Below are 16,758 nucleotides of genomic sequence, written 5' to 3' on the forward strand. Positions count from 1 at the left end.
GAGGTGGCGGCGTGAGCGACGTCGGCGTCGCCGCCACCAAGGCGGGGCGGCACGCCGTCATCGAGCACATCCTCACCTCGGCGCCGGTGCGCTCGCAGACCGAGCTCGGTGAGGCGCTGACCGCCCGGGGCATCCGCGTGACCCAGGCCACCTTGTCCCGGGACCTCGACGAGCTGCGTGCGATCAAGGTCCGCGGACCGGACGGGCAGGCCGTCTACGCCCTGCCGGGCGAGGGGGCCGGCGGCGTCGCCCGGTCGGGTCAGGGCGGCGAGGACCAGATCGCCGCGAGGCTCCAGCGCTGGTGCGCCGAGGTCCTCCTCACCGCGGACAGCACCGCCAACCAGGTGGTGCTGCGCACCCCGCCCGGGGCGGCGCAGCTGCTCGCCTCGGCGATCGACCACTCCGTCTTCCCGCAGGTCCTCGGCTGCATCGCCGGGGACGACACCGTCCTCGTCGTCGCGCGGGACCGCGCCGGCGCCGAGGCGCTGACCCGGCGGCTCCTCGAGCTCGCCGGGGGCAGACCCCGCCCGTCCACCGATCAGACCGACCCGGTCGGAGGCAGACCCCGCCCGACCACCGATCAGACCGACCCCGCCGGCGCCGGCCGAGCGGGCACGAACGACCCAGGAGAGACCCCCGATGAGTGAGAGCACGAGCAAGAAGGAGCGGGTCGTCCTGGCCTACTCCGGCGGCCTGGACACCTCCGTCGCGATCGGCTGGATCGCCGAGCGCACCGGCGCCGAGGTCATCGCGATGGCGGTCGACGTCGGTCAGGGCGGGGAGGACCTCGAGGTCATCCGCCAGCGCGCGCTGGACTGCGGCGCGGTCGAGGCCTACGTCGCCGACGCTCGCGAGGAGTTCGCGACCGAGTACTGCATGCCGGCCCTCAAGGCCAACGCGATGTACATGGACGCCTACCCGCTGGTCTCCGCCCTGTCCCGGCCGGTCATCGTCAAGCACCTCGTGCGGGCCGCTCGCCAGTTCGGCGCCACCACCGTCTCGCACGGCTCCACGGGCAAGGGCAACGACCAGGTCCGCTTCGAGGTCGGCATCACCTCCATCGCTCCTGACCTGCGGTGCATCGCCCCGGTGCGCGACCTCGCGCTGACCCGCGACGTCGCCATCGACTACGCGAACAAGCACGACCTGCCCATCGCCACGACCAAGAACAACCCGTTCTCGATCGACCAGAACGTGTGGGGCCGGGCCATCGAGACGGGCTTCCTCGAGGACATCTGGAACGAGCCCACCAAGGACGTCTACAGCTACACCGACGACCCCACGTACCCGCCCCTGCCCGACGAGGTGACCATCACCTTCCGCGAGGGCGTCCCGGTGGCGATCGACGGCCAGGCCGTGACCCCGCTCCAGGCCATCCAGGAGATGAACCGCCGCGCCGGCGCCCAGGGCGTGGGCCGGATCGACATCGTCGAGGACCGGCTCGTGGGCATCAAGTCCCGCGAGGTGTACGAGGCCCCCGGTGCCATGGCGCTCATCGCCGCGCACCGCGAGCTGGAGAACGTCACGGTCGAGCGCGAGCAGGCCCGGTTCAAGAAGGGCGTGGGCCAGCGGTGGACCGAGCTGGTCTACGACGGCCAGTGGTTCTCGCCGCTGAAGAACTCCCTCGACGTCTTCATCGACGACACCCAGCGCTACGTCTCGGGTGACATCCGGATGGTCATGCACGGTGGGCGGGCCACGGTCACCGGGCGGCGCTCGGAGTCGTCCCTGTACGACTTCAACCTCGCCACCTACGACACCGGCGACGCCTTCGACCAGTCCCACGCCAAGGGCTTCATCGAGATCTACGGCATGACGTCGAAGCTCTCCGCCGCCCGCGACGTCTCCTTCGGCAACGGTGTCGACCTGTCCACCGTGCCGACGATCAAGGCCTGAGCGGCTGGGCGCACCGCGCGGTGGGGCGACCTGCCGCGCGGTGCTCGTCCGTCGGGCGAGGGCGCACCGCCCTCAGCCCAGTGTCGCGACGAGGACCGCCTTGATCGTGTGCATGCGGTTCTCCGCCTGGTCGAACACCACCGACGCGGGCGACTCGAACACCTCGTCCGTCACCTCCAGGGACTCGAGCCCGGTGCGGGCGTGCACCTCCCGGCCCACGGCGGTGCCGAGGTCGTGGAACGCCGGCAGGCAGTGCAGGAGCTTGACGTCCGGGTTGCCCGTCGCGGCCATGAGCTCGGCGTCGACCCGGTAGGGGCTCAGCAGCGCGATGCGCTCGTCCCAGACCTCCTTGGGCTCGCCCATCGAGACCCAGACGTCGGTGTAGACGAAGTCCGCCCCCGCCACGCCCGACCGGACGTCGTCGGTGACGAGGAGGCGCGCCCCGGTGCGCCCGGCGAGCTCCTCCGCAAGGGCGACCACCTCGGGCGCGGGCTGCAGCGCCGCCGGGGCGACGAGCCGCACGTCCATGCCGAGCAGCGCACCCGAGACGAGGAGCGAGTGGGCGGTGTTGTTGCGCGCGTCGCCGGTGTAGGCCAGCACGAGCTCGCCGTCGGCCTTGCGCCGCCCGTCGACGACCGGCGCGTGCTCGCGCATGGTGAGATGGTCGGCGAGCATCTGGGTGGGGTGCCACTCGTCGGTGAGCCCGTTGTAGACGGGCACCCCGGCGAACGCGGCGAGGGTCTCGACGTCGGCCTGGCGGGCGCCGCGGTACTCGATGGCGTCGAACATCCGGCCCAGGACGCGAGCGGTGTCCTTGACGGACTCCTTGTGCCCGACCTGCGACCCGCTGGGGTCGAGGTAGGTGACGTGGGCGCCCTGGTCGTGGGCGGCGACCTCGAACGCGGCCCGCGTGCGGGTGGAGGTCTTCTCGAAGATCAGCGCGATGTTCCTCCCGATGAGGCGGCGCTCCTCGGTGCCCGCGCGCTTGGCCGCCTTGAGGTCGGCGGCGAGGTCGAGCAGCGAGCGCCACTCCTCCGTGGTGAGGTCCAGCTCCTTGAGGAAGCTGCGTCCGCGCAGGTTCACGCCCGGTCCCTTCTCGTCGTCGGCGTCACGACCGCGCGTGCGCCCTGCCTGCGCGTGCCCGGCCGGCACGCGTCACAGGCCCTCGCGGATCGTAGGACAGCTCATGCAGCGCGGGCCGCCGCGTCCGCGGCCGAGCTCGGAGCCGGGGACCTCGAGGACCTCGATGCCGCTCTCGCGCAGGTAGGAGTTGGACGTGACGTTCCGGTCGTAGGTGACGACGACGCCGGGGGCGAGCGCGAGGGAGTTGCACCCGTCGTCCCACTGCTCGCGGGCCGCGGCGTGCACGTCCTGCTCCGCGGCGAGGATGCGCAGCCCGGTCACGCCCATGGCGTCGGCGAGCGCGTCGTGCATCCGCTCGGGCTCGTGGTCGGTGATGTTCAGGCCGCCGGGCCCGGGGCCCGGGGTGACGGTGTAGGACGGCAGCATCCCCAGGCCGGCGTACTTGATGAAGCTGCGCTCGTCGACCATGGTCATCACGGTGTCCAGGTGCATGAACGAGCGCGCCCTGGGCAGCTCGACGGCGACGATCCGGTCCGCGACGCCGGCGTCGAACAGGCGGGTCGCGAGCCGCTCGACGCCCTGGGCCGTGGTGCGCTCGCTCATCCCGACCAGGACGGCGCCGTCGCCGAGGACGAGGACGTCCCCACCCTCGACCGAGGCCTCGCCGGCGATGCCGGCGGACCAGTGGTGGAACGTCGTCGGCGCGAAACGGGGGTGCCAGCGGTAGATCGCCTCGTAGTTGACCGTCTCGCGCGCCCGGGCAGCCATCCGCATGGCGTTGACGGCGACGCCGTCGTACACCCAGCACGAGGTGTCACGGGTGAAGAGGTGGTTCGGCAGGGGCGCCAGCACGAGGGAGTCCGCGCCCGAGCCGTGCAGGACGAGGGAGGACGGCTCGTCGGTGCGCTCGCCCAGCTCGCGCCGGGTCAGGCCACCGACGAGGAGCTCGGCGAGCTCCTCGTCGCCCATCGCGGCGGCGAGGTCGCGCAGGACCGGGGCGGCGACCGGGCCCTGGACACGGTCGTCGAAGGTCTGCTCGACGATCCACGTGCGGGCCTGCGGGACAGCCAGGGTCTCGCGCAGGAGGTCGGTGAGCTCGAGGACCTTCACGCCGGCGCCGGCGAGGACCTCGCTGAAGACGTCGTGCTCCTCCTGGGCGCGGCGGACCCACAGGAGGTCGTCGAAGAGCAGCTCGGCCATGTTCTCCGGGGTCAGGCGCAGCAGCTCGAGCCCGGGCCGGTGGACGATGACCTCCCGCAGGCGCCCGACCTCGGAGCCGACGAAGGGCGGCTCGGCCGGGAGCGGGCGCGGGTCAGCGGTGGTGGTGTCCGTCGTCGCCATCGGGGCCTCCTGGGCTCGGTGCGGACACCGTCTCACAGGGGAGCGGTGGACCACACGTCCCGCCGCGTCCGGCCGCTCGGTCGCGATGGACGACGGGACCCCCGCGGGCGGACACGGACGACCGGCGGCGGCCATGAGGCCACCGCCGGTCGCTTCACGCCGCCGGCAGGTGCGGCGCGGCTGGTGAAGGGGTCTGCGGCGAACGTCTCGCCGTCCTGCCGGGGTGCACCCGGCCCGGTAAACCCTGCGGCACCGGGCCGGGTGGATGGGTGCTAGGGCAGCGCGAGGGTGTTGGACCAGCCCGACTGGGTCGTGTCACTGAAGGCGTGGACCCGGTAGAGGTAGGCCACCCCCGACGTGACGGTCTGGGTGAAGGTGCTGATGTTCGCCCCGACCGTGGCGTTCACGACGTTGCTGCCGTCGCTGTTGGTGCGCTGGATGAGGAACCCGGTCTCGTTGTCCGCGTTGTCGGTCCAGCTGAGGTTCACCGTGGAGGTCTTCTTGTTCTTCACGGTGAGGGTCCCGGTCAGGTTGGTCGGTGCCGAGACGGGGTCGCCCACGGTCTGTGGGGTGTTCCTGCTGTCGACTGTGATCGTCGGGAAGCCGCCACCCGGCGGGATCTCGTTGAACGCCGGGTCGGAGTAGTCCCACGTGTCCCCGACCGTGTTGATCGCGTACACCTGGTACTCGTAGTTGTCCCTGGTGTTGCCGATGGCGTCGACGTAAGAGGCGGGTCCGGTGGCCGCACCTGTCTCCGTCTTCGCGGTGGGCAGGGTCGTCAGGTTGACCCGGTCCTCGGTCTGGACCATGGCGACCTCGGTCCACGGACCGGTGGAGCCCGCAAGTCGGCGCTCGATCACGAAGGCAGTCTCGTTCTTCGACGTGTCGTTCCACGTCACGAGGTACTGCTGGTTCCGGCCGGAGCCGGACCGCGTGGCAACGATGTCCGTCGGGGCCGACGGGTTCACCGCCACCGCCTGGGTGCGCATCATGTCCATCTCCTCATGGCTGAGGATGTGGCAGTGGAGCACGTACTCCCACCCGTAGTTGACGTAGTGGTTTCGGACGTCGATCGGCTCGCCGTCGGGGTTGAAGGCCATGAGGGGCAGCCCCATCGCCTCCTGCTGGGTGGTGTTGGCGATGTAGGCCCCCGCCGGCATCGACGGGTCGAGCAGGCGGACGCTGTTGGGCAGGCCGCCCCACGCCTCGGGGATCGGCGGGATGATCGGCCGCACCGCGACGATCGTGTCCTCCAGCGGGCTGATGCGGACCGTGTCCTTCCAGCCGAGCTCGGTCGCCTCCGGCTTGCGGACGATGCCGTCCCAGCCGACGCGGTTGAGCAGCTGGACGTCGTACAGGTGGAAGTGCATGGGGTGGGTGTCCACCCCGTTGTGGGTGAACTTCCAGATCTGGGTGCCGTCGTCCGCCTGCGCGATCGGTGTGGCCTCCATGCCCGGTGGCAGCTCAATGCCGTCGAGCACCTCTGTGGGTGGCATCGAGAACCCGTACAGGATCATGTTCTGCAGACCTGCCTGGGCGTTCGGTGTTTCCACGCCCAGGAAGCCGCTCATGCGGCCGTACTCGCTCTCGAACGCCTCACCCATCTCGTCCTGGATCATCTTGGGCTTGAGGTTGACGGTCAGCCGTTCGTCCAAGGTCGCGTCGGTGCTCGTGACCGACGTGCGGAAGGGTGCACCCGGGGTGTCGTTGACGGTGGTGTCCTCGACCAGCCGGCCGAAGGTCAGCGAGGTGTCGTAGATCTGCACGGTGCCGTTGCCGGCCCCGTTGGTGGGGAACGAGGTGCCGTAGGCGGTGTTGTACTCACCCTGGCCCACGACGATGGGCTTCTGCCCGGACTCGAACACGCCGGACCCGTCGCTCTGGTGCGCGAAGGCTGCCTCCAGTGCCGCCAGGTCGAAAGGTTCGGCAGCCGGGGCGTCGGCGACCTTGATCTGCATCATGGTGCGCGTGTTGGGTCCGTACCCGGCCAGGGTCGACGGGGCGCCGCCGGAGTCGCGGTAGTCGCCGTTGCCGGTGTAGTAGTCGTAGCGCGGGTCGCGTGCCGGGAAGGCGGCCGGGGCGTCGTTGTAGACGATGAGCGTCTGGCCCGCGTACTGCGACAGGTCGACGACGACGTCGAAGCGTTCGGCCGGGGCGACGAGCAGCGAGTGCTGGTCGACGTTGCCGGCGTTGAACACGGTGGGGTCGTTGACCCATGTGGTGGGGTGGGCAGGAACGACGGCGGGAGCGGGCAGGAAGCCGCCCTCGTTCCCCATGACGATCCAGTCTGGGCCCTCGGTGCCGGCGGCCGGCGTCGGGAACACCGTCGGGTCGTCAAGCGCCGCCGCGACCTCGGTCGGGTTCAGCGCCACCTCGGTGCAGGCGACGCCCGTGGACTCGGCCACCGGCGTGGGGTTGTTGAGGTCACAGACCGTGCCGTTCGCATCGACGGCCTGGTAGAGCGAGAGGTTCATGAAGCGGTCGTTCGCGGCGTTGAGGATCCGCAGCCGGTAGGGCTTGGGGTCGAGCGTCACCGTCGGGTACGCCTTGCCGTTGACGACCGGGGTGTCCATGAACGCCTCCATGCCCATGGAGTTGTACGGCGTGCTCGGCATGAGCGGCGGCTCGCACCACCCGGCCTCGGCGTCGCACAGCGGGTCGTAGTACGGGTTGTCGATCGGTGGGTACTCCACGTTGGTGGTGGGCGGCCAGAACCAGGGACCGTAGGCCCAGCGACCGTAGGCGTTGACGCCGGAGGCGTCACCCGGGTTCTGCGCCGGCGAGTACACGTGCGGCAGCCAGAGGTTGCCCTCGCCGCCCCAGGCCGCCTTGTCCCAGGTCTCGTCCTGGAGGGCGAGCTGGGCATCGTTCGGCACGAAGGTCTTGTCCTGGAAGACGAGCGGAAGAGTGGCGTCGGCCCCGGGGATCGTCCCGGCGTCGACGAGCGCCTGCTCGGTGTCGTCCGTGATGATGTACGGCGCGGCCTCGCCGGCGTAGACGTTGAGGCGCGTGATGCCCCATGAGTGGTCGTGGTAGACATCAGCCGCGCGCTCTGGGCGTTGGTGTAGTAGAAGGTCTGGACGCCGTCGGCCGGGTCATCCACGGCTTCCGGGTTCATGTCCGGCACGTTCTGCACGCTGACACCTTGGGGGAACGGGGTGTCCTCGGTCGCTGGGGTGATCCACTGGTGCGGCGTTCCGTCGGAGATCCACGGGGTGATGCCGCCGTGGAGGTGGAGGGTGGCCCGGTTGACCGGGTAGCAGGAGCCATCGGCGACCATCGAGGGCTTGGTGGCGGGGTCGTTGCACATGGGGACCTGCGGGTCCACCGTCTCGGGGTTCGCCTCCATGAGCTCATTGCCGACCGGCGTCATGCCGGATCCCATGACGGTGGTGTCAACGGGCAGGAACAGGTTTCCACCGGCGCCCGTGGGCAGCAGGTTGCGGAACTCGACCCGGACGGGCTTGCCCTTCTCGGCCACGATGGCCGGGCCGAGGTAGCTCGGATCTCCCATCGGGGTGCCGTCGGCGTTCAGCTGCACGTAGCCTCGCAGCTGCGTCTGATTGGCGAGGTCCTTGTGCATCTGCGACGTGTACTCGACGAGCCCGATCCGGTAGAAGTCCGTTCCGGGATAGCTGGTGGTGTCCGGTGTGGCAACGAGGTCTCTGAGGTCGGGCAGCGGGTCGACGAACTTGCGGAGACCGCCGGTGATCTCGTCCGGAGCGACGACGTTGGCGCCGAAGGAGTAGGTGCGAGCCTGCCCCAGGTCGGGGTAGTCGGCCGAGCCGAGGGCGACGGTGGTGTCCTGCAGCGGTTGTGTCGCGGGGTACGCCACGGCGTCCCCGCCGGCCCCGATGTCGAGCGGGACGCCCTGGCCGTAGAAGGCCACGAGGTCGCCCGTCCGGACGGTCAGGTTGGCCACAGAGAAGGTGACGCGCTCGCTCGTCCCTGCGGTCGCGAGCGCCGGCACGTCGAGGGCGCCGGAGTCGAAAACCACGGTGTACTCGTTCGCGGCGCCGGTGGGGCGCAGCAGGTACGCGTGGAAGGTGAGGCCGGCAGAGGGCTGGAAGCTTCCGCCCGCCGTCGCCTGGTTCCAGGTCTCGAACGACGTGAGCATGCCGGCGGGGAGAGGGGCGTCGTCGAGCACGACGAAGACGCCGGACGCGTTGTCGGTGGCATAGGCCCGGTCCACCAGCGGGTTGCCCACGTAGCTTGTGGCTCCGGGCGTCGTGGAGACCTCGGGCAGCGGGCTGTTGGCGTAGTTCGGGTGGCTGAAGTACCGCGGCGCTTCGCCGGGAGCTGCGACGGCGGCCGCCATGTCCACCATGAGCGGGTTGAGGGGCTCTTCGGAGAATCGGTGGGGTGGGGTGACACGCCGACTGGGACGAGTTCCATCTGAATAGGGGTCGAGGTCCTCACGATCAGGAGCGACCAAGCAACCTGTTCGAAGAGGACCTCGACGGTGGATCACCCTACGTCGTGCTGCCTTCGCGGCGGCACCTACTGCTCGCGTACTGACACCCTGTTCGGCATCGCGGGCGTGCATGTGACAGACGTCCGACGTACCGAGACCGGTCTGGTGCTGACAGTCGAGACACCGCCGCGGGTCGAGGGGTGCCGACGGTGCGGTGTGGTCGCGGTCGGGCACGGCCGGCGGGTCCGGGTCCTGCACGACGTCCCCTCCCACGCCGCGCCCGTGACGGTGGTGTGGCGGCGGCGGACCTGGGTGTGCCCGGACCCGGGCTGCCCGGCCGGCTCGTTCTCGGAGGACGTCGCCGACCTCGTCATCGGTGGGGCCAAGTTGACCGCCCGGGCGGTGCGGTGGGCGATCGGACAGCTGCGCCGCGAGCACGCCTCCATCGCCGGCCTGGCCCGCCAGCTCGGCGTCGACTGGCACACCCTGTGGGACACCGTCCGCCCCGAGCTCGACGCGATGGCGAAGGACGAGTCCCGCTTCGCCGGCGTCAACGCCTTGGGAGTGGACGAGCACGTGTGGCACCACACCCCGCACCGGATCAAGGACAAGGGCCCCAAAGAGATGACCGGGATGGTCGACCTGACCCGCGACGCCACGGGCCGCACCCGGGCGAAGCTGCTCGACCTGGTGCCAGGCCGGTCGGGGAAGGTCTACGAGAAGTGGCTCCAGGACCGCGGGCCTACCTTCACCGCCGGGGTCAAGGTCGCGACCCTGGACCCCTTCCGCGGGTACCAGAACGCCATCGACGCCGAGCTCGAGGACGCCGCCGCGGTGCTGGACGCCTTCCACGTCACCAAGCTCGGTGTCGACGTCGTGGACGAGGTCCGCCGCCGCGTCCAGCAGCACACCACCGGCCACCGCGGCCGCCGGGACGACCCGCTGTACAAGGTCCGCAACGTCCTGCGCGCCGGCGCGGACCGGCTCACCAGCCGGCAGTGGGACCGCCTCGAACGGGACCTACCCGCTGGCGACCCCGACGGTGAGGTCCTCCTGGCCTGGCAGTGCTACCAGCGCCTCCGCTCGGTCTACCACCTTCCCGACCTCGCGGAGGCGAGGAAGGTCGCCGAGCACATCGTCGCCACCTTCCACACCTGCCCGGTCCCCGAGGTCGCCCGCCTGGGCCGGACCCTGCGCCGGTGGAAGACCCAGTTCCTCGGCTACTTCACCACCAACCGCGCCAGCAACGGCGGCACCGAGGCCCTGAACGGGATCATCGAGCTCCACCGCCGCATCGCCCGCGGCTTCCGCAACAAGGACAACTACCGACTCAGGATGCTCCTCGTCGGAGGCGGCCTCACCCCACCGATTCTCCGATGAGCCGGTTGAGGGCACCCTCCTGGAGGGCGCGGGCGGCCGCGGCGTCGCGGTCCGCCTGGTCGATCTTCTTCTCGATCTTCTCCTGGACGTTGGCGGCCTTTTCCTCGTACCGCTTCGCGTCGTCCTTGGCTGCCGCAGGGGCGGCGGGGCGGGCGGCGTCCACACCGGCCGTGGCGACGGACGTCGCCTGGCTTGGTGGACTGGCTGCCGAGACTGTTCCTACCCCGAGGGGTAAGAGGGCGATGGCCACGAGTGCGGCCATGACTGACCGATGCTTCATTGCGATCTCCTGCCGAGTCGGGATTTCCCCCCCACTCGGACGCGGCGGCCTTCCCCCAAGTCGTCGAGCCGTGGGGTCCAAGATCCACGACAATCGTCTACGCAGGGAAGGGACCTAAGTCCTAGGATTAACCTCCCGAAATGCGTTAAAGGGCCTTCGTGGAACAATTGGGAATCGCCCAGAAGACCCGGAACGGAAATACCTCCGGGCGGATTCCGATGGGCAGGCCTGATCGCGGTGACGGCGCACCGTCACGGACGCCATGTGCGACCCGACGCCCCGGCACGGCAAGATCGCCCCATGGACAACTCCGCCCCGCCCACGAGCGACGACCTGCCTGCAGCCGAGGAGCACCTCAGCCTGTGGGGCGGCCGCTTCGCCGGGGGACCCGCCGACGCCCTCGCAGCACTGAGCCGCTCCACCCACTTCGACTGGCGGCTCGCCCGCTACGACCTCGCCGGGTCGCGGGCCCACGCGCGGGTGCTGCACACGGCGGGGCTCCTCTCCGAGAACGACCTGGCGGCCATGGTCGACGCGATCGACCGCCTCGACGGCGACGTCGCGGCCGGCTCCTTCCGTCCGGGCCCCGACGACGAGGACGTCCACACCGCCCTCGAGCGCGGCCTCATCGAGCGGGCCGGGCCGGAGCTGGGCGGACGGCTCCGCGCGGGACGCTCCCGCAACGACCAGATCGCCACGCTCGTTCGGCTCTACCTGCGCGACAGCGCGCGGGAGCTCGCCGGCGGAGTCCTCGACGTCGTCGACGCCCTCATCGACCAGGCCGCCGCGCACCCGGACGCCGTCATGCCCGGGCGCACGCACCTCCAGCACGCCCAGCCGGTGCTGCTGGCCCACCATCTCCTCGCCCACGCCTGGCCGCTCATGCGCGACGTCCAGCGGTGGCTCGACTGGGACGCGCGCGCCGCCGTCTCCCCGTACGGCTCGGGCGCCCTGGCGGGCTCCTCCCTCGGCCTCGATCCCGACGCCGTCGCCGCGGAGCTCGGCTTCGACGCCTCGGTGGAGAACTCCATCGACGGGACCGCCTCGCGCGACGTCGTCGCCGAGTTCGCCTTCGTCGTCGCCATGACGGGGGTGGACCTCTCCCGCCTGAGCGAGGAGGTCGTGCTGTGGGCGACGAAGGAGTTCGGCTTCGTCCGTCTCGACGACGCCTACTCCACCGGCTCGAGCATCATGCCGCAGAAGAAGAACCCCGATGTCGCCGAGCTCGCGCGGGGAAAGTCCGGTCGTCTCATCGGCGACCTCACCGGTCTCCTCGCCACCCTCAAGGGGCTGCCGCTGGCCTACAACCGTGATCTCCAGGAGGACAAGGAACCGGTCTTCGACGGCGTCGACACCCTCGAGCTCCTCCTCCCGGCGGTGGCCGGGATGGTCGCCACGCTCAGGTTCGACACCGCGAGACTGGCGGAGCTCGCGCCGCAGGGCTTCTCCCTGGCCACAGACGTCGCCGAGTGGCTCGTGCGCACCGGCGTGCCCTTCCGCACCGCGCACGAGGTCGCCGGCGCCTGCGTGCGCGAGTGCGAGGAGCAGGGCAAGGAGCTGTGGGACCTCACCGACGACGAGCTCACGGCCATCAGCGAGCACCTCACCACCGGCGTGCGGGACGTCCTCACGGTCGAGGGGTCGATCGCCTCGCGGGACGGGCACGGCGGGACGGCGCCGGTGCGGGTGGTCGAGCAGCTGGCACGAGCGGCGGCACTGTCGGCCGACCTCCGGCGCTGGGCAGGCGGGGACGCGCCCGGGGCTGCGGAGCCTCCGGTGGAGCCGGCGGGGGAGTGACGCACGCGTCGGCGACGCCGTGGACGGACCTCCTGGCGCGTCCCGCCGTCGAGGCCGCCCCGCTGCTCCTCGGGGCGGTCCTCACGGTCCGCGGGCGTCCGGGGGAGGAGAGCAGCACGGGCGAGGAGGTCGCCGTCCGGCTCACGGAGGTCGAGGCGTACTCCGGTGAGGTGGACCCGGGATCGCACGCCTTCCGGGGACGCACCAGCCGGACCGCACCGATGTTTGCGGCGGGCGGTCGGCTCTACGTCTACTTCACCTACGGCATGCACTGGTGCGCCAACCTCGTCTGCGGCCCCGAGGGGACGGCGTCCGCCGTCCTCCTGCGAGGGGGTGAGGTCGTGTCAGGGCACGACGTCGCCCGGTCACGGCGGCCCGCCGCGCGCAGCGACCGCGACCTCGCCCGCGGTCCCGCGCGTCTCGCCCAGGCGCTCGGGCTCACCGGTGCGGACAGCGGGCTCCTGCTGCGACCCGGTGGCCGGGCGGAGCTCCGTCCCGATCCTGCGGCCGCGGACCTGGTCCGCTCGGGCCCCAGGGTGGGCGTGGCCGGACCCGGAGGCGACGGGCAACGGTTCCCGTGGCGCTTCCACCTCGTGAACGAGCCGACGGTCTCCGTCTACCGACCCGCGGTGCCCCGCCGGCGGTGACGTCCGCGTCGTCCGACGGCGCGGTGCCCCCGCCCGGCCCGCCCGTGGGCCGGTGCGCGGCCGGGTGGCCGGGCACGGCACACTGGTCCCCGTGCCCGGAGCCGGGCCGGAAGACGAAAGGCAGGAACGTGACCGACATCCTCGACGAGCTCCAGTGGCGGGGCCTGCTGGCCCAGTCCACCGACATCGCCACCCTCCGGGCGGCGATGGCCGAGGGTCCGATCACCTACTACTGCGGCTTCGACCCCACGGCGGCGAGCCTGCACCACGGTCACCTCGTCCAGCTCGTCGTCATGCGACACCTCCAGCTCGCCGGTCACAACCCGATCGCCCTGGTGGGCGGCGCCACAGGCATGATCGGCGACCCCCGCATGTCGGGCGAGCGCGTCCTCAACGACAAGGACACCATCGCCGGCTGGACGGACCGGCTCCGTGGGCAGATCTCGACCTTCCTCGACTTCGACGGTCCCCACGCGGCGCAGATGGTCAACAACCTCGACTGGACCGGCCGGCTGACGGCCATCGACTTCCTGCGGGACGTCGGCAAGCACTTCCGGCTCGGCACGATGCTCGCCAAGGACACCGTCGCCAGGCGGCTGGCCAGCGAGGAGGGCATCTCCTTCACGGAGTTCAGCTACCAGATCCTGCAGGGCATGGACTTCCTCGAGCTCTACCGCCGCCACGGCTGCACCCTGCAGACCGGCGGCAACGACCAGTGGGGCAACCTCCTCGCCGGCGTCGACCTCATCCACAAGGCCGAGGGGGGAAGCGTCCACGTCCTGACCACCCCGCTCATCACGAAGTCCGACGGCACCAAGTTCGGCAAGTCCGAGGGCGGGGCGATCTGGCTCGACGGGGAGATGTTCAGCCCGTACGCGTTCTACCAGTTCTGGCTCAACACCGACGACGCCGACGTGGTCCGCTACCTCAAGGTCTTCACGTTCCGGACGCGGGAGCAGATCGAGGAGCTGGCCGAGGCGGTGGCCGCGCGCCCGCAGGCCCGAGAGGCCCAGCGCATCCTCGCGGAAGACGTCACGACCCTCGTCCACGGCGCCGACGCGACGGACCGGGTCCGCCGAGCGTCCCAGGCGCTCTTCGGGCGGGACGACCTGCGCGAGCTCGACGCCGTCACGCTCCGCGACGCGGTCGCGGAGCTGCCGACCGGGGAGGCGGTCGTCGGCGAGGCGACCATGGTCGACCTCCTGCTCGCCACGGGGCTCGAGGGCGGCCGCTCGGCTGCGCGACGGACCATCGCGAGCGGCGGGGCGTACCTGAACAACGAGAAGATCGAGGACGAGGACCGCGTCCTCGCGACCGGTGACGTCCTCGACGGCGGGTACGTGCTTCTCCGCAAGGGACGGCGCAACCTGGCGGTCGTGGCCGCAGTCGGGTCCGCGGGCTGACCGCGGCGCAGCCGGCGGGCGCTGCCATCCGGACACGGTTCATCCTCCAGGGACGCGCGACGGGTGCGTGCGCCGGCCCGCAGGAAACGTGCCTCGCCCCCTCCCGCACTCCCCTCAATCGACTGAGAGGGGAGCAGCGAGGTCTCCTCGCGCAAGGCGCCGCGCCCAGAGCCTTCTGTGGGTCAGGTCTCAGCCGTCAGCAGCAGAGGTTCCCCGGTGCCTGCCACGTGCGTCCGTAACAAAACGGCAGGTCAGAGAGTTGCGGAGGCTGCCGTCCGGGGGCAGCTGTACGGAGTTGACCTGCTCCGTGAGGCGACGTAGTGTTCTTCTTGCTGCGCCGGACGGGGAGCACGGACAAGCGGTTCGAGAGAGCTGCAGGCCGGTCCCGAGGCGCGAGAACCTGAGTCGATCGAGCCGGCTAGCTGCCGGTCCTCGGACGACCCAGGTGCCAGCGAGGCGGATCGTCCCGCTCGGTCGCAAGAGATTGCGGCGAGTTTGACGGGTCAGGCCGAGATGGTTAGGATTGAGAGGTTGCCCCAGTTCGGGTCCGGGGGTTGTTTCGGGTCTGGGTGGTGTGTGTCTGTTTCTTGAGAACTCAACAGTGTGCCAAGTTTTTGATGCCATTTGATTCTGGGTGTCGTGGCTGGTCTTCCTGCCTTTCGTGGGTGGGGGGGTTGGTTGTGGTGTCTGGGGTCTTTGTTTTGTTTTGGTTATCGCGCCTGGTCCTGGCCTCCGGTTGGGTCTGGGTGTGTGTAGTCATGGGTTTGCTCTTGGCCTGCTTTGGTGGGTTGGGGGTGTGCTCTTCGTATGGTTTGTCGGCCGCGCTTTTGGGTGTGGTTTGGCGAGTGTTTTTTAACGGAGAGTTTGATCCTGGCTCAGGACGAACGCTGGCGGCGTGCTTAACACATGCAAGTCGAACGATGATGCCAGCTTGCTGGTGGATTAGTGGCGAACGGGTGAGTAACACGTGAGCAACCTGCCCCTGACTTCGGGATAACCGCGGGAAACCGTGGCTAATACCGGATATGACGCGCTATCGCATGGTGGTGTGTGGAAAGATTTATCGGTTGGGGATGGGCTCGCGGCTTATCAGCTTGTTGGTGGGGTGATGGCCTACCAAGGCGACGACGGGTAGCCGGCCTGAGAGGGTGACCGGCCACACTGGGACTGAGACACGGCCCAGACTCCTACGGGAGGCAGCAGTGGGGAATATTGCACAATGGGCGCAAGCCTGATGCAGCGACGCCGCGTGAGGGATGACGGCCTTCGGGTTGTAAACCTCTTTCAGTAGGGAAGAAGGCCTTCGGGTTGACGGTACCTGCAGAAGAAGCGCCGGCTAACTACGTGCCAGCAGCCGCGGTAATACGTAGGGCGCAAGCGTTGTCCGGAATTATTGGGCGTAAAGAGCTCGTAGGCGGTTTGTCGCGTCTGCTGTGAAAACGCGAGGCTTAACCTCGCGCCTGCAGTGGGTACGGGCAGACTAGAGTGCGGTAGGGGAGACTGGAATTCCTGGTGTAGCGGTGGAATGCGCAGATATCAGGAGGAACACCGGTGGCGAAGGCGGGTCTCTGGGCCGTTACTGACGCTGAGGAGCGAAAGCATGGGGAGCGAACAGGATTAGATACCCTGGTAGTCCATGCCGTAAACGTTGGGCACTAGGTGTGGGACCCATTCCACGGGTTCCGTGCCGCAGCTAACGCATTAAGTGCCCCGCCTGGGGAGTACGGCCGCAAGGCTAAAACTCAAAGGAATTGACGGGGGCCCGCACAAGCGGCGGAGCATGCGGATTAATTCGATGCAACGCGAAGAACCTTACCAAGGCTTGACATACACCGGAAACATCCAGAGATGGGTGCCCCGCAAGGTCGGTGTACAGGTGGTGCATGGTTGTCGTCAGCTCGTGTCGTGAGATGTTGGGTTAAGTCCCGCAACGAGCGCAACCCTTGTCCTGTGTTGCCAGCGGGTTATGCCGGGGACTCATGGGAGACTGCCGGGGTCAACTCGGAGGAAGGTGGGGATGACGTCAAATCATCATGCCCCTTATGTCTTGGGCTTCACGCATGCTACAATGGCCGGTACAAAGGGTTGCGATGCCGTGAGGTGGAGCGAATCCCAAAAAGCCGGTCTCAGTTCGGATTGGGGTCTGCAACTCGACCCCATGAAGTCGGAGTCGCTAGTAATCGCAGATCAGCAACGCTGCGGTGAATACGTTCTCGGGCCTTGTACACACCGCCCGTCACGTCACGAAAGTCGGTAACACCCGAAGCCGGTGGCCCAACCTCTTGTAGGGGGGAGCCGTCGAAGGTGGGACTGGCGATTGGGACGAAGTCGTAACAAGGTAGCCGTACCGGAAGGTGCGGCTGGATCACCTCCTTTCTAAGGAGCTTCACAGCGCATCCGCGTCCCTGTTCGGGGGGTGGGTGTTTGTGGCTGCTGTCGGTGGCGAGTGTTCACCGGGCAGTTCGCTCACGGGTGGAACGTCAAGGACTTGTGCATGCTGTTGGGTCCTGAGGGAAC

Annotated in this window: 11 protein-coding genes and 1 rRNA gene; 7 read left to right on the forward strand and 5 right to left on the reverse strand. The window is 69.4% G+C overall.

Going from position 1 to position 16,758, the window contains the following annotated elements:
* The first annotated feature begins 11 nt into the window (after positions 1–11).
* Both argR and EDD32_RS12275 read left to right on the forward strand, forming a co-directional pair.
* Complete coding sequence (gene argR / locus EDD32_RS12270; RefSeq protein ID WP_123917883.1) at positions 12–647, forward strand: arginine repressor; 636 nt, start codon at positions 12–14, stop codon at positions 645–647.
* Positions 640–1,896, forward strand: a complete 1,257-nt coding sequence (locus EDD32_RS12275) for an argininosuccinate synthase (RefSeq protein ID WP_123917885.1) — start codon at positions 640–642, stop codon at positions 1,894–1,896. The genes argR and EDD32_RS12275 overlap by 8 nt, the downstream gene beginning before the upstream one ends.
* 72 nt (positions 1,897–1,968) lie before the next feature.
* Here EDD32_RS12275 and argF read toward each other — a convergent pair whose 3' ends face one another.
* The 4 genes from argF to EDD32_RS19535 all read right to left on the reverse strand — a co-directional run bounded on the left by argF (position 1,969) and on the right by EDD32_RS19535 (position 8,638).
* Positions 1,969–2,979 carry an ornithine carbamoyltransferase gene (argF, locus tag EDD32_RS12280; RefSeq protein ID WP_123917887.1) on the reverse strand — a complete coding sequence of 337 codons (1,011 nt, stop codon included), beginning with the start codon at positions 2,977–2,979 and terminating at the stop codon, positions 1,969–1,971.
* A 72-nt stretch (positions 2,980–3,051) separates the two neighbouring features.
* The gene (locus EDD32_RS12285; protein WP_123917889.1) at positions 3,052–4,320 is read right to left on the reverse strand and encodes an arginine deiminase; all 1,269 of its coding nucleotides are present in this window, start codon (positions 4,318–4,320) and stop codon (positions 3,052–3,054) included.
* A gap of 272 nt (positions 4,321–4,592) precedes the next feature.
* On the reverse strand, positions 4,593–6,935 hold the full coding sequence (locus tag EDD32_RS19910) for a multicopper oxidase domain-containing protein (protein WP_342771433.1): 2,343 nt from the start codon (positions 6,933–6,935) through the stop codon (positions 4,593–4,595).
* Entirely contained in the window at positions 6,851–8,638 is a 1,788-nt protein-coding gene (locus EDD32_RS19535) for a cupredoxin domain-containing protein (protein ID WP_246006115.1), read from the reverse strand. The genes EDD32_RS19910 and EDD32_RS19535 overlap by 85 nt, the downstream gene beginning before the upstream one ends.
* A 144-nt stretch (positions 8,639–8,782) precedes the next feature.
* Here EDD32_RS19535 and EDD32_RS12295 point away from each other — a divergent pair, with 144 nt between their 5' ends.
* Complete coding sequence (locus tag EDD32_RS12295; RefSeq protein WP_425459468.1) at positions 8,783–10,114, forward strand: ISL3 family transposase; 1,332 nt, start codon at positions 8,783–8,785, stop codon at positions 10,112–10,114.
* Here the strand turns inward: EDD32_RS12295 and EDD32_RS12300 are convergent.
* Positions 10,092–10,394, reverse strand: coding sequence for a hypothetical protein (locus EDD32_RS12300; RefSeq protein ID WP_123917891.1), 303 nt, complete (start codon positions 10,392–10,394; stop codon positions 10,092–10,094). The two genes, EDD32_RS12295 and EDD32_RS12300, sit on opposite strands and share 23 nt — an antisense overlap.
* A gap of 300 nt (positions 10,395–10,694) precedes the next feature.
* On the opposite strand from EDD32_RS12300, the gene argH reads away from it, so the two are divergent.
* From argH to EDD32_RS12320, 4 genes are all read left to right on the forward strand, one after another.
* Positions 10,695–12,191, forward strand: coding sequence for an argininosuccinate lyase (gene argH, locus EDD32_RS12305; RefSeq protein ID WP_123917893.1), 1,497 nt, complete (start codon positions 10,695–10,697; stop codon positions 12,189–12,191).
* Complete coding sequence (locus EDD32_RS12310) at positions 12,188–12,838, forward strand: DNA-3-methyladenine glycosylase (RefSeq protein ID WP_123917895.1); 651 nt, start codon at positions 12,188–12,190, stop codon at positions 12,836–12,838. Before argH ends, EDD32_RS12310 begins: the two co-directional genes overlap by 4 nt.
* A gap of 128 nt (positions 12,839–12,966) precedes the next feature.
* Entirely contained in the window at positions 12,967–14,241 is a 1,275-nt protein-coding gene (gene tyrS / locus EDD32_RS12315) for a tyrosine--tRNA ligase (protein ID WP_123917897.1), read from the forward strand.
* Between the two features lie 852 nt (positions 14,242–15,093).
* A 16S ribosomal RNA gene (locus tag EDD32_RS12320) occupies positions 15,094–16,617 on the forward strand.
* The last annotated feature ends 141 nt before the right edge of the window (positions 16,618–16,758 follow it).

It is taken from the genome of Georgenia muralis (genome assembly GCF_003814705.1).
Taxonomy (GTDB): Bacteria; Actinomycetota; Actinomycetes; order Actinomycetales; family Actinomycetaceae; genus Georgenia; species Georgenia muralis.

Coding starts and splice junctions, on each gene's coding strand:
- EDD32_RS12300 (WP_123917891.1), bottom strand. CDS start 10,394: ATGAAGCATCGGTCAGTCATGGCCGCACTCGTGGCCATCGCCCTCTTA.
- EDD32_RS19910 (WP_342771433.1), bottom strand. CDS start 6,935: ATGCCGAGCACGCCGTACAACTCCATGGGCATGGAGGCGTTCATGGAC.
- argH (WP_123917893.1), top strand. CDS start 10,695: ATGGACAACTCCGCCCCGCCCACGAGCGACGACCTGCCTGCAGCCGAG.
- EDD32_RS12285 (WP_123917889.1), bottom strand. CDS start 4,320: ATGGCGACGACGGACACCACCACCGCTGACCCGCGCCCGCTCCCGGCC.
- EDD32_RS19535 (WP_246006115.1), bottom strand. CDS start 8,638: ATGGCGGCCGCCGTCGCAGCTCCCGGCGAAGCGCCGCGGTACTTCAGC.
- EDD32_RS12275 (WP_123917885.1), top strand. CDS start 640: ATGAGTGAGAGCACGAGCAAGAAGGAGCGGGTCGTCCTGGCCTACTCC.